The 13,502-nt window shown below is 40.2% G+C and carries 12 protein-coding genes and 3 tRNA genes; 5 read left to right on the plus strand and 10 right to left on the minus strand.

Features of this window, described 5'->3' with window-relative positions; all coding sequences use genetic code 11:
* Nucleotides 1-85 precede the first annotated feature (85 nt).
* From gltB to L0657_RS06595, 5 genes are all read right to left on the minus strand, one after another.
* The gene (gene gltB / locus L0657_RS06575; protein WP_235149622.1) at nucleotides 86-4,669 is read right to left on the minus strand and encodes a glutamate synthase large subunit; all 4,584 of its coding nucleotides are present in this window, start codon (nucleotides 4,667-4,669) and stop codon (nucleotides 86-88) included.
* A gap of 396 nt (nucleotides 4,670-5,065) precedes the next feature.
* Nucleotides 5,066-5,488, minus strand: coding sequence for an anti-anti-sigma factor (locus L0657_RS06580; protein WP_235149623.1), 423 nt, complete (start codon nucleotides 5,486-5,488; stop codon nucleotides 5,066-5,068).
* Between the two features lie 54 nt (nucleotides 5,489-5,542).
* Nucleotides 5,543-6,478, minus strand: a complete 936-nt coding sequence (locus tag L0657_RS06585) for a phosphoribosylaminoimidazolesuccinocarboxamide synthase (protein WP_235149624.1) — start codon at nucleotides 6,476-6,478, stop codon at nucleotides 5,543-5,545.
* Nucleotides 6,479-6,497: 19 nt separating this feature from the next.
* Nucleotides 6,498-7,217 carry a hypothetical protein gene (locus tag L0657_RS06590; protein WP_235149625.1) on the minus strand — a complete coding sequence of 240 codons (720 nt, stop codon included), beginning with the start codon at nucleotides 7,215-7,217 and terminating at the stop codon, nucleotides 6,498-6,500.
* A gap of 38 nt (nucleotides 7,218-7,255) precedes the next feature.
* Nucleotides 7,256-8,218 carry a VWA domain-containing protein gene (locus tag L0657_RS06595; RefSeq protein ID WP_235149626.1) on the minus strand — a complete coding sequence of 321 codons (963 nt, stop codon included), beginning with the start codon at nucleotides 8,216-8,218 and terminating at the stop codon, nucleotides 7,256-7,258.
* A 130-nt stretch (nucleotides 8,219-8,348) separates the two neighbouring features.
* Here L0657_RS06595 and L0657_RS06600 point away from each other — a divergent pair.
* The 4 genes from L0657_RS06600 (at nucleotide 8,349) to L0657_RS06615 (ending at nucleotide 9,573) form a co-directional block, all read left to right on the plus strand.
* Nucleotides 8,349-8,435, plus strand: a tRNA-Ser gene (locus L0657_RS06600).
* A gap of 83 nt (nucleotides 8,436-8,518) precedes the next feature.
* Nucleotides 8,519-8,592: transfer RNA gene (locus tag L0657_RS06605), tRNA-Pro, on the plus strand.
* A gap of 83 nt (nucleotides 8,593-8,675) precedes the next feature.
* Nucleotides 8,676-8,752: transfer RNA gene (locus L0657_RS06610), tRNA-Arg, on the plus strand.
* 323 nt (nucleotides 8,753-9,075) lie between these two features.
* The gene (locus L0657_RS06615; protein ID WP_235149627.1) at nucleotides 9,076-9,573 is read left to right on the plus strand and encodes a hypothetical protein; all 498 of its coding nucleotides are present in this window, start codon (nucleotides 9,076-9,078) and stop codon (nucleotides 9,571-9,573) included.
* A gap of 299 nt (nucleotides 9,574-9,872) precedes the next feature.
* Here L0657_RS06615 and L0657_RS06620 read toward each other — a convergent pair whose 3' ends face one another.
* From L0657_RS06620 to L0657_RS06640, 5 genes are all read right to left on the minus strand, one after another.
* On the minus strand, nucleotides 9,873-10,277 hold the full coding sequence (locus L0657_RS06620; protein ID WP_235149628.1) for a hypothetical protein: 405 nt from the start codon (nucleotides 10,275-10,277) through the stop codon (nucleotides 9,873-9,875).
* A gap of 38 nt (nucleotides 10,278-10,315) precedes the next feature.
* Nucleotides 10,316-10,666: a hypothetical protein gene (locus L0657_RS06625; protein ID WP_235149629.1), complete on the minus strand. Its 351-nt coding sequence runs from the start codon at nucleotides 10,664-10,666 to the stop codon at nucleotides 10,316-10,318.
* 70 nt (nucleotides 10,667-10,736) lie between these two features.
* The gene (locus L0657_RS06630; RefSeq protein ID WP_235149630.1) at nucleotides 10,737-11,141 is read right to left on the minus strand and encodes a helix-turn-helix domain-containing protein; all 405 of its coding nucleotides are present in this window, start codon (nucleotides 11,139-11,141) and stop codon (nucleotides 10,737-10,739) included.
* 9 nt (nucleotides 11,142-11,150) lie between these two features.
* Complete coding sequence (locus L0657_RS06635; RefSeq protein WP_235149631.1) at nucleotides 11,151-11,576, minus strand: hypothetical protein; 426 nt, start codon at nucleotides 11,574-11,576, stop codon at nucleotides 11,151-11,153.
* 416 nt (nucleotides 11,577-11,992) lie between these two features.
* Nucleotides 11,993-13,057, minus strand: a complete 1,065-nt coding sequence (locus tag L0657_RS06640; protein ID WP_235149632.1) for a helix-turn-helix transcriptional regulator — start codon at nucleotides 13,055-13,057, stop codon at nucleotides 11,993-11,995.
* 158 nt (nucleotides 13,058-13,215) lie between these two features.
* On the opposite strand from L0657_RS06640, the gene L0657_RS06645 reads away from it, so the two are divergent.
* Nucleotides 13,216-13,497, plus strand: a complete 282-nt coding sequence (locus L0657_RS06645; RefSeq protein WP_235149633.1) for a hypothetical protein — start codon at nucleotides 13,216-13,218, stop codon at nucleotides 13,495-13,497.
* The last annotated feature ends 5 nt before the right edge of the window (nucleotides 13,498-13,502 follow it).

The following is a 13,502-nucleotide window of genomic DNA, read 5'->3' on the forward strand; positions in this document are numbered from 1 at the left end:
ATAATTTCCTTATTAATCGTGATTCAATTGGGCTGTATATTTTCTGTGGTGGCCGAAGCTAACAGCGAATAGCAAACGACTAATTTTACAAATGTTCTACGTCGACAACAATGTCCTGATATACAACGTTTTTGTCCGCAATTTGCTGGGCAAGTGTTATGCCTCGTCCATCCAGAGCTTTCTTGAAATCGCTTGGCAGAACTTTCACAAATTGTTTGATCGCATCTTCCCAGTTTTGCAGCAACTGGAATGCGACGTTACTTGTCGTATACTGGAAATGTTTATCAAGAGCATCACGAAGGATCAGCTGATCTTCTTCATTAATGGTTTCAAGTGTCACCATCTCGAAATTTACCTTTTCCTTGAAATCTCCTTTTTTGTCAAGAACATAGGCTACACCACCTGACATACCAGCCGCGAAATTTCTACCCGTTGAACCAAGTATCACTGCCAAACCACCTGTCATATATTCCAATCCGTGGTCGCCGAGTCCTTCAACAACAACTTTTGCACCTGAATTTCTTACGCAGAAACGCTCACCCGCAGTTCCGCGGATATATGCTTCACCGGACGTTGCACCATAAAATGCTACGTTACCAATGATGATATTTTCTTCTGGCTTAAACTTCGAATCGCGGTCCGGATATACAATCAGTTCTGCACCGCAAAGTCCTTTTCCGAAATAATCATTCGCATCACCTTCCAGTTCAAGACGGATACCAGCTGTGTTGAATGCTCCAAAACTTTGCCCTGCCGTTCCACGGAACCGGAAATGGATACTTCCTTTTGGAAGACCAACGCCGCCGTGAAGTTTCGAAATTTCGTTCGATAACATCGTACCCACAGCGCGGTTCAGGTTATTGATAGCGAATTCGCCATATACTTCTTCTGAATTTTGCAAAGCAGGTTTTGCTGCTTCAATTAATTTCTGGTCAATGATATGGTCGATACCGTGATCCTGGTCTTCCTGCTTGTATTGTGCAACTGAAAGATCAGCGTCCTTGAACAGGATTGCGTCGAAATTCAGATTTTTATATTTCCAGTGTTTCAAATCCTGGCGAGGTTCAAGGTATTGAACCTGTCCAACCATTTCATTCACTGTACGGAATCCAAGCTGCGCCATAATCTCGCGAAGCTCTTCGGCCATGAAAGTGAACATATTAACCACATGTTCCGGTTTTCCGGAAAATAATGCACGAAGTTCTTTATTCTGTGTGGCAACCCCAACCGGGCAAGTATTCAAATGACATTTACGCATCATGATACAACCTGCCGCAACAAGTGCTGCCGTTGCAACACCCCATTCTTCTGCGCCCAACATTGCTGCAATCGCAAGGTCGCGACCGGTACGAAGCTGTCCATCCGCCTGAACGGTAACACGGCCACGCAATTTATTTTTTACAAGTGTCTGATGCGTTTCAGCCAAGCCAAGCTCCCAAGGAAGTCCGGCATGACGAATAGAGCTTAGTGGCGAAGCACCCGTTCCTCCATCATAACCTGAAATCAGGATATGGTCTGCGTGTGCTTTTGCAACACCGGCAGCAATCGTTCCAACGCCTGCTTCTGATACCAATTTCACACTGATACGAGCTGCACGGTTAGCATTTTTCAAATCAAAGATCAGCTGTGCCAAATCTTCAATCGAATAAATATCGTGGTGGGGTGGGGGAGAAATAAGTCCTACGCCCGGAGTCGAGTGACGCGTACGTCCGATCCAGTCATCCACTTTGTGTCCCGGAAGTTGTCCTCCTTCACCAGGTTTTGCGCCTTGTGCTGTTTTAATTTGTAATTCACCGGCATTACTCAAATAATGGCTTGTTACCCCGAAACGACCGGATGCAACCTGCTTGATCTGAGAGTTCATGCTGTCGCCATTCGCTAGTTTTTTATAACGAAGTTCATCTTCGCCTCCTTCACCTGAGTTGGATTTTCCGCCAATCCGGTTCATTGCGATTGCCAGCGTAGTATGCGCTTCCCAAGAAATAGATCCAAAGGACATCGCACCCGTAGCAAAACGTTTGAAGATATTTTCAACCGGCTCAACTTCTTCGATCGGAATTGGCGTTCCTTTTTTGAAACGTAATAATCCACGAAGTGTAAGCGCCTTATGCGTCTGATCATCAATCAGTTTAGAATACTTTTTGAACTCAGCGTAGCTATTGTTTTTCGTCGAATGTTGTAACAAATGGACAGTCGCCGGGTTGAAGATGTGCGCCTCGCCGCGTTGTTTCCACTGATAAAAACCACCTACTTCCAAACGGGGAGCAAGGGTTGAATCTTCGTGAAAAGCAACTTTATGACGAACCAAAACTTCCCGTGCGATCTCAGAAATACCCATCCCGCTGATACGGGAAATAGTACCTGTAAAATAACGGTCAATCACATCCTTGTTCATACCGACACACTCAAAAATTTGAGCGCCCTGGTATGATTGAAGCGTCGAAATTCCCATTTTAGAGAAAATCTTCAAAAGCTCCTTGTTAACCGCCTTGATGTAATTGTAATATAATTTTTCATCAGTGAACTCGCCATCAATCATGTTCTTACGATTCATGAAGGAAAGCGTTTCAAATGCCATATAAGGGCAGACACCCGCAGCACCATAACCTATTAACGTTGCAAAATGATGCGTTTCCCAAACATCTCCTGCTTCAACCAGAAGCCCCACTCTTCCTCTCAAACCTTCACGGATCAAGTGGTGATGAATAGCAGCTGTGGCAAGTAAAGTTGGTATTGGCGCATGATCGGAATCAATCGCGCGGTCTGACAGGATGATAATTTCAAAACCATCTTCAATCGCTTCTTCGGCATAACGGCATATTCTCGCCAAAGCTCTTTCCAAAGCTTTTCCGCCCTGGTCGGCACGGAAATAAATGTTGATCGTTTTTGCCTGAAAGTGATTTTTATCAATAAACCTTAGTTTATCAAACTCAGATACTGTTAATACCGGATGTGGTAATTCGATCTGACGGCAATGCTGAGGCGTTTCGGTCAGAATATTTTCTGTACTTCCCACGAATGAGATCAACGACATAATTGCCCTTTCACGGATCGAGTCAATCGGCGGGTTTGTTACCTGCGCAAAAAGCTGCTTGAAGTAACTAGACATGTGCTGGCTCTGCTCAGAAAGCACTGCCAACGGAACGTCTGTACCCATGGAACCAATCGCCTCCATACCAGTTTGCGCCATCGGAGCAAGAATCATACGCAAATCCTCAGAGGTAAAACCGAAAGCCATCTGGCGTTTCAGTAACGAAGAATCTTCATATTGTCTGTAAGTACGGATTGGCTGATCAAGATCTTCAACGCGCAGTTTATTTTCATTCAACCACTGCTGATAAGGCTGCGCTGAACAGATTTGTGCTTTTATTTCTTCATCAGGAATGATACGGCCTTGTTCCATATCGACCACGAACATACGGCCTGGCTGCAAGCGCCCTTTCGTCACGACTTTTGCCTGGTCAACTTCAAGAACACCAGCCTCAGATGCCATAATGATGGTATCGTCGTCCAGAACCCAGTAACGTGACGGACGCAAACCATTACGGTCAAGCGTTGCACCTACCATTTTTCCGTCTGTAAACGAAATGGATGCAGGACCATCCCAGGGTTCCATAATCGCCGCGTGGTATTCGTAAAATGCCTTGCGTTCCGCATCCATCTGCTCATTGCCATCCCAAGCTTCAGGCACAAGCATCATCATCACATGAGGAAGTGAGCGGCCCGAAAGGTGAAGCAATTCAATAGCATTATCAAGATTCGCGGAATCCGACTGGCCTCTGTCGCAAATAGGAAGAACCATGTCCATTTCCTCTTTGGTGAAAAACTCCGACTCGAAAGCCTTCTCGCCGGCGCGGATCCAGTTCACATTTCCCTTAACAGTATTAATTTCACCATTGTGGGCAATGTAACGGAAAGGCTGTGCAAGTTCCCATTTCGGGAATGTATTGGTTGCAAAACGGGAGTGAACAACAGCAAGTGCTGAAACCACTGATTCGTTTTCAAGATCAGGGAAATAATATTTTAACTGCGCAGTAGTCAGTTGTCCTTTGTAGGAAATTGTGCGGCATGACAAAGATGAATAGTAAAAGACGCCTTTGGCACCTTTCACCGTATCACTGATTAACCTTGCAGAAACCTGACGTAGTATATATAGTTTACGTTCGAAAGCGGTGTCTTCTGTGACATCGTCCGGACGTTTAATGAAAACCTGTTCAACATAAGGCTCAACGGATAATGATCCCTCACCGAGCGTATTGTTTAGCGTAGGCACCTTTCTGTAACCCAAAAGAGTCAATCCAAGCCTTTTCAATTTACGGTTGACAATATCGCGGCATTCTTCCCTTACGGTTTCATCGTTTGGGAAGAAAATCATTCCGACGCCGTATTCTCCGGCCGGAGGCAATTGAAAACCAATTTTCGAGCACTCCTCAACAAAGTACTCATGTGGGATCTGGATCAGGATACCGGCACCATCACCGGTGTTTGGATCGAAACCGGTAGCACCACGATGCTCCATCCTTTCCAGCATGTGTATAGCGTCCGCCACGATCTGATGCGACTTACGACCTTTGATGTTGGCACGGAAACCTATCCCACATGCATCATGTTCAAATTCCGGGCGGTAAAGCCCCTGTTGTTCTACCATTGTTTCAGACATTTGCGACATATATCGAAGAGTGTAGATTTATTTACAAATTCGTATGTAGAATTTATATAAATAAGCAAATTAAATGAGTTGCCCGCGGCTATTGTGTTATGAATAGTGTTAAGCCTCGCAAGATAATGATAAAAAATATTTGGTGTAATATGAGAAACACGAAATTTTCTTCACCTTTATTAATTCGGTTATTTAGTTACAATAAATCTGGAAATATTGATAATATGTCAATGATCAGATAAGTTTATTGGAAATTTCCCAAACGGGAATTGTACATTTAGTTGTTTTAGCGAAGCAAATGCAGCATTAGTTCTTTCTAACGTTAAGCTAAGAATATTTCGTTAAAAATAAAAAAATCACCCCCGGAAAGAGGGTGATTTAATGTGATTCTAAATTGAATAGCGATTAAGGCTCTTTTGATTCGCTGACGTTATCGTAATCATCGGCATCATAATCATCTTCACCAGCGCCGAATTCATTTTCAAGATTATTCATAAATACCGCATCGATCGCTTCCTCCTGTGTCGGGAGAATGTTTAGATCAGGAATTTTCAGTGATTCAAGCAGGTCGATAAAGTCATCATCTTTTGTAACGATAACCAACATACCGAGATCGTTGATACAAAGTCTGTTGATTTTTTTCAATATCGCAGTCCCATTGGCATCAATATCTTTCGTAACCTGCATGTTCACGATCAGGTTATTAAATCCCTCACGGAAAAGCTCACGGGAAGTTTCCTCGAAAGAGGCCGGAACATCATTGGCAAACGCCGCTTCTTCAAGGTCGATGTAGGCGTACTGCTCTTTTTTTTGTAGGCTGTAATTCATACGAGTTTTTATTAAAACCAGATGATTTGATAGGTTGAGTGATTGTCCAGACTTTTACGCAATTGCACGCAGAATGGCTTTTTCTATTCTTTGTAACGGATTATCTAAATTGTTTTTCTGGAATTTTTTACCCGAAACTTTTTCAAAAAGTTCAATATAACGTTCTGAAATCATCTGGATACGGTCGTCGTCCATTACCGGAACTGTTTGTCCATCTTTTCCCTGAAAACCATTTTGAATTAACCATTCCCGCACAAATTCTTTTGACAATTGTTTTTGCGGCAGGTTTAACCGTTGGTTTTCTTCATACACATCTTTGTAAAAATAACGTGACGAATCTGGCGTATGGATTTCATCTATTAAATAAATCGTGCCATCAAGTTCACCAAATTCATATTTTGTATCCACAAGAATAAGCCCTTGGTCGGCAGCCATCTCCGTACCTCTGTTGAACAAGGCCAAAGTGTATCTTTCAAGATGTTCGTATTCATCCTGAGATACAAGACCCTGGTTCAGAATTTCTTCACGGGAAATATCTTCATCGTGTCCTTCATGTGCCTTCGTTGTTGGTGTAATAATTGGCTGAGGCAATCGGTCATTTTCTTTCAGTCCGTCCGGTAAAGTAACGCCGCATACAGATCTTTTACCGGCAGCATATTCACGCCAGGCATGGCCCGCCAGATAACCTCTTACCACCATTTCCACTGGATATGCATTACACTTTATTCCCATGCTGACGTTTGGGTCCGGAACTTCCTGCAGCCAGTTGGGAACGATGTCGGAAGTAGCTGACAAAAAATGTGCGGCAATCTGGTTTAGAACCTGTCCTTTATAAGGTATAGCCCTGGGTAAAATAACATCGAATGCTGAAATTCTGTCAGTCGCGACCATGACTAGGCGATTTTCAAAGGAGTATACATCGCGTACCTTTCCTTTATAAAAAGCTGTCTGGCCGGGAAATTGAAAGTTCGTTTCTGGAATACTGTTCATGGAGTTTATATAGTAAAAATTACCATTCTATTGTCTCATTTTTTTCAGACTTCTTCGCATATTGTTTTCGTCTGAGCTGGTAAATATATTGGGATTCGTTTGATTTCATCGCATCCAAAATCAGACGAGCCTGTTCTTCCGACATATTCATCGCTCTCAGGCTTTTAAGAAGCTGTTCTCTTTTTGCAGCTTCCTCCTGTTCATAACCTTCCGGTTTTTGTTCTGGTTGTGAGGGCGCTGGCTGATTTTTACTGGCTTCATTTCTGGCCTGTCGCTTATCTTCGCTTTTGTTGGAAGGTTGTTCTGTCCCTGAAAACCGTTTCTTTAAAATTATATAATTTGACCGGGCCAGCGTATTTCTCGGTTCAAGACGGAGCGCGGTTTTAAGATCTTCAAGTGCTGTGGCGGTATCTTTTTGAGAAACAAGGATCAATGCAACCTGGCAATTCGCAATAGAAGAAATTGTCTTATTGCTCACATTTTGCAAAAGCTTATAATGGTATAGTGCCTCTTTTAGCTGACCAGCCTGATAATATGAATGCGCCATATTCAGCCGCGCTGCCGGATCTGAAAAGAGTGAGCTGTAAGTGATCTGGTGGTAAAGTTTAGAAGCATTGATGAACTGCTTTTTTTCATAAGCCATCTCAGCCCCGATCTTCCTTTCATTCGTTTTTGTAATAGAATCGAACGTACGGTTGTCCCACAGCAGCAGCAGCAAATAAAGTAGCAGGGCATTCATAGCATTTCGGATTAAGCTGCAAAAATAAGAATAGATCGTCAGAGTCGGAACGTTCCGATGGTAATTAAAACGTCCATCAGCAGTAAAAACAGTGCAGCGCCAAGAAAATAATAATATTTGTTACTTACAACCGTCACCGTTCTGGTATCGACAAGTGTTCCGTTCGCGTTGTTAATATCGGTAATCATCCGGTTAATTTCGTTCTTTTCATTATTAAGCTGGTAATAAAATCCTTTCGAATTTGTCGCCAGATTTTGAAGGAAATCCTCATCCAGTTTGCTTATCACCAGGTTGTCTTTGTTATCCTTTAATGGTTTTCCCTCCGAAGGAATGCTGCTGCCATTTTTAGTGCCGATGCCGGCAACATAAACTCCTATCCCAAACCGCCGTAGATTATTGTGTAAATAACCAACGCAATCGCCTCTGTTTTCACCATCACTAAAAATGACCATCATTTTAGATCTTCCGGAGGGATCATCGCCATTCACAAGTTTTTTATAAGCAAGGTCTGCCGCGCCACAAATATTTGTCCCGCTCGATGGCAAAAGATCTGATTGCAAACTCTGGATAAAAAGTTCAAGCGCAGCGGCGTCGTAGGTGAGTGGCACTTGCACAAAAGCGTCATTGGAAAATACGATGATGCCGATTCTGTTGGCTCGTTGATTCTGAACAAAACGATTTATTTCAAATTTAACTTTTTCAAGTCTGGAAGGCGTCACGTCCGTGGCATCCATCGATTTCGACAAATCAACCAGCAGATAAATATCCTTCCCCTTAGATTGTAAAGCCTGATCCGCTTCCCCGAAAGAGGGGCCAAGCAAGCTGATGACGAGCAATGCAAAGTATATGGTCCGCAAAAAAAGTTTTAATATCAAAGTTCTGGCAGTGGTATTAAGCTGTCGGGCCACACGGATTGTGCGGATAATGAAGGTTACGTACGCAAGAATAAAAAATAATATGAAAAAATATTCAGTTGTTTCAAAGGGGTAATTCCAGTTCATAATGAACGTTTTGACTAATTAAAAGTTTTTCAAAAATAGACAATAGAAGCTTGTGACAAAGATTTTTTTTCTTAAACATTTGTTTTTTTGAATTACAACCCGCTATATTTGCAACCCAGAACGGAAAGACGGAGGGATGGGTGAGTGGCTGAAACCAGTAGTTTGCTAAACTGCCGTACTCGCAAGGGTACCGCGGGTTCGAATCCCGCTTCCTCTACACTGTTTCTATTTACACGGTAAACCGTACGTTCTGGAATTGTCAATTTAACTGTAATATTAAATTGGCAATTTGGGCAAACTCGGGGAGTGGCGCAGCCCGGTAGCGCATCTGGTTTGGGACCAGAGGGTCGCAGGTTCGAATCCTGTCTCCCCGACAATAAATTAAGGACTCAGTTGGCAGTACCACTAAGCAATTTTAATTGCTTGCTGCATACCACCAACTGTTTTAGTATTACCAGGTCCCGTAGCTCAGCTGGATAGAGCAACTGCCTTCTAAGTAGTAGGTCTTGTGTTCGAATCACAACGGGATCACCAGAAAATCAAGCACTTAGCGAGCTTCGCTAAGTGCTTTTTTCTTTTCTAACAATGAAACTAACAATGATTCTCGACCATATGAGAGAGGTGCACTTTTTCTTTAATATGCCTCCTCTGATATAAATCAATCCTTGTAACGACATCTTGTCCTTGGTTATTTCGAGGATGCTTGTTGATAACTATTGTTATAATAATTATTGAGTGGTTTGTTGCGCAAGTTCTTATTCTACAATATTAAGGAACCTTAACAAGTTGTTCCTATGAATAGCGAACCTTCCAATACTTACAAAAGTCCTTTAAGTGAAAGGTCTAATCCGATTAAAATGATTTTAAGCGCAGGGAAATCTATCTTCTGGGTGTTGCTTTTTCTGTTTTTAATATTCAAAGGACTGGAATTATTCATTAAGGCTGATAATAATATAAATCTAGATAAAGAATACGGAGAAATGTTTAGCGAGCTTGGTCAAAGCATAACGAATCTAGGGGAAGAGATTTACAGTTTTTTAAAACCGTTTCTTCAACTCGCGTTAATCCTTGTGCTTGTTGACTGGATTTTGAGTAAACTCGGAATCAGGTTTGACACTTCATCCTCTTTTAAGCTTGAATGGAATGTACAGAGTCTGATTGCAATTATAATAATCTCAGGATTTACCATTGCGGCTTTGGCAGGGGTCAATTACGCAGATTCTTTAAAAGATCTAGCACTTGTGGTTGTAGGTTTTTACTTCGGAGCCCAAAAACGCTATTCTGAATATGTCAGCGGCACAGACAAGATCACACTAATTGATGAACATAACCCTACAGAAGCAAAGAAGGAATAATATTGCCGAGATTTACAATCTAATGCATTATATCTCAATGCAATAGTTGTCTTGTTATAACTAATTTATTTTCAGCAAGCCCCCATTTCAGGGTAATTATTATAATGTGTCATTTCATAAACGCGAGAAAGCTTGTTTTCATAGAACTTTGATCTGACTTTTCGAAACTTTCTATAAAAACCTAAAAACCGGGTTTATAAATTGTTGAATATCAGCGCTGCAAGATTTTCTGGTAACGGCCTCAATAATAGTTTGATAGTAATTTCTTCAAGCATTGTAATTACCTCTACGATTCTGATTTAGTATCCTAAGTCGCTCTGTCTTTTACGCAGTATCTCCTTCCACCTGGCACCTTTTACTCCTTTTACATTCTGATTCCTGATCCAAAGGACATCCGACAACAGGAAGCAATTTGTCGGAGTCAATTCGTTTTGATGTTTTCTAAGCATACCATATTTCACAAACCCTTGTAATGTAGGGTGTGAAATCATCAATATTCTTTTTACCTCAGAGGAGTTCAAGTAAATCTCAAAAGTTAAATCAAGATGAGATTTCTCTCGATTTGCTATTCCTGGTTTTGCATAGGCGGTTGATCCCTCGGTAATGTCCAGAACTTTTTGAATATCTGATTTAATCTGAAAATTTTCCTCTCGCAATTTTAATAATTGAAATGCAATATCTTCCAAAGGTCCATTACCTTTCATCTTTTAGATTATTAAAATTTCTGAATCTAATTTAAACCTTAAATTCTTTTGTATTCAAAATTCTTTCTTTTTACCAGGGCGCGCATCTCCTCAGCATTTAGTTTTCGGTAATGCTGCTTTTTTAGCCATTCAATTTCAGAAAGGAAATACTTGTTGTTTAAAGCGCTTCTTGCATTCCTGATTGTTAAGAGTCCATCGGTAACCCATCGCCTTACAACCGGTTCGGAAACATTTAGGATTCTTTGAACCTCGGTGGAGTTTATGTAAACCTCAAAGCGGTCTACGGTAGATTCATTTATACCTGCGACTCCTTCGAGGCTTTTTATCAGCTCGGCAGAAAGTTCGTTGCTTTTGATAAGGTTTTTATTTATCTCAACTAGTAGTGGCATATGCTTAATTTTGAATGTTTTGTTCAGTATTACCAGATTTTCTAGTTACATAAAACTTAGCTTCATTGTTTTAAATACGCCGATATTCAAGCGACTTTTTCTTTATAAGAGCTCGGATATCATTTGTATTTAGTCTACGGAAATTTTGTTTTTTGAGCCACTCGATTTCAGAAAGCAGAAACCTATTTGTAATCTTAGTATCAGAGTCTCTCGTTGATAAGAGACCATCGCGGATCCAGTCATAAATTACAGGAGCAGTTACGTTGAGTATTCTTTGAACCTCTGTTGAGTTTAAATAGACTTCAAACCGTTCAATATCTAGAGGCAATGGTGCTGGAAGATGACGAGGTTCATTGGTGGTGGAAATCTCCAATAGCTTTTGTATTCCTGCCTTTATAATGAAATTCTCCTCTCGTAGTTTTAAAAGTTGAAACGCCATGTCTTCTAGTGTAGCATTGGAGTTGTTACATTCCATTGGAGAAGATTAAAATTGCGGAGGTTGTTTTATTTTTATTTCGGATATTATTAATGAGTCGTTGATTATTGAAAAAATTGCATCATACCAAAAACTGTTATGAATTTTAGATTTTGATCCATACTCAATTCTCATGTCGCTGAATGTAATCGATTTTCCTTTTTTAAGCGTTTCAATTATCTTAACGGCTTTATTGCTATCAATTCTTATCAGCGATAGTTTATCGTAATGTTCGAGGAAATAATCAAAATCGCTGCTGGCAGATGGATTTTTTGTATTTAGATTATATGAAAGATCAATAACATAAGTAATGTCGATCGGGGATTCAGAACGTATCTCCGCATATACCTGCGTCGCATGTAGACTACTATGTGATACATCATTTACGACAATTTCTGGTATTCTTGTTTTGGAAATAATTTCTTTTGGTCTCATGTTTATCTGGTAAACTTCGAGGTGTCTTTAATATAAATAACTTATTAATTTTCATTTTGGGTATTGAGTGATCGCTATAACATGCCAAACTTCAAAATTTTGCTTCATCTCAAATGTCCCGGACTGCTCTGATCCGTTGTTATTTATTGTAGGTCTGACTTAAGCTTTCTTTTGGTGCATCTGTCACTGATAGATACGGAGTCCACGTTTGAATAATCAGCCGTATAATAAAGTTTGGCTTACGGATGGTAACATACAATAATTAGAAGTGTCTTAAAAGGACAATTTATTAAGCGGTAAATACAATTTTCGACCAAAAGATGCTATTGTATTATGATCAAATGAAATCGGCCTCCATATATTTGTCGAGGCCGATAATAAGCTTGCTCTATAAATTTCCGCTTTTAAATAACTACCTACATGATCTTTGATATAGCAACAACTGCATATAATTCAATAAGGTCTCCCATATTAAATTGCCCATATTGTTTAAGAAGTCCATATTGCTCGAATTCACTGTAAGTCATAGGCGGCACTAACGTTAGGCTTTCTTTGAATGCCGCGGTAATATTGGCGTTTATAAAAATTCCACTTTTCATCACCAAAACCAGGTGCTTGTAAGTAAGTGAGGCTAGATTAAATTCGACAATATTATTCTCGATCTTAACAGCAGTCACTATGCTACCATTGGATATACTATCGGTTACGTTTCCAGTGATCTCACCATCCGTCACCTCGAATGACCTGTAAGGTCCGAAATTATCGGATTCTACATCTTCAATTTCAATAGATACTGCGTGCCTTGGTAGATTTGTTAAAAATTTATTGTCATTATAGTTTTGTATATATTTCTTAAAGTATTTCTTCTCCAATAAAGGAGATACTACGACATAAAAATTACTTTGTAGACCGATTACCTCACCAAGTTCAACTATTGAAGTGCTGGGGTCACTTTTTAAAATTTCGATCTTGGGCCCATCTTCAAACCCTTTAAGCATGTCTCCCTCGCCGGTCAGAAGCCATTCAGAGCTTATTCTAGGATACCGTTTTAAGATATTTTCTAATTTATCTGATCCAATAGTTTTGTTATTTCGTACCTGGCTTGCAAATGCCCCATTCGAAAAACCAACCTCTTTTTCGAATGCGCTAATTCTGATGCCTTCGTAATCAATATACTGTTTAATTCTTTTAACTATTCCACCATCGTTAGAGATTGACTGCTCATCGGCATGAACCTTTATTGTGTCACTTTTATTCTCCTTTTCGTTCTTCCGGAAGGCAAACTCATTAGAAATAAGATCCTCAGCCTTGACGCCTAATACATCAGCAACTTTCTTTATTTTTTGAAAACTTGGATTTTCTTGGTTGAGAGTTGCTGTGATGTTTTGTGGTGAAGTATTAAGCAGTCTAGCAAGTTGCGCCTGAGTAATACCCTTTGATTTGAGTGTCTTGCGAACGTTTTGACCAAAGGTTTGATTCATGATACAATTATAATTTTATAAAAAAGTGGAAATATCTTAGGAAATTAAATTATTGGTTTTATATTTGCTTAATAAATTTAGAATGTTGGCAAACATACAGTTGTATTTTTATAGTTGCAAGGGATTTTAATCAAACGGTAAATTTAAATATAATAGAAATGGAAAAAGAAGTTGTTAAAACAAAGGAGTTGATTGACAAAGTGAGCGTCAAATTAAAGTCTTTCCCTGACGGTATTACGACATTCTACGATCGCCTGAATACTTCACGATCACTTGTTTCGAAGTGGAGAAATGGAAATGCCAATCCGACACCGGATGATTTGCTGCATTTTATAGAGACGGCAACTTCTGTTATTAAAGAATTGGAACAAAAGAGGGCTAAGGAAAATAAAAAGGTGACAGCCGCCTTATTCGAATTCACCTCGCTTATTACTTTGTAAGTCGG

The organism is Dyadobacter sp. CY345, assembly GCF_021502725.1.
Taxonomy (GTDB): Bacteria; Bacteroidota; Bacteroidia; order Cytophagales; family Spirosomataceae; genus Dyadobacter.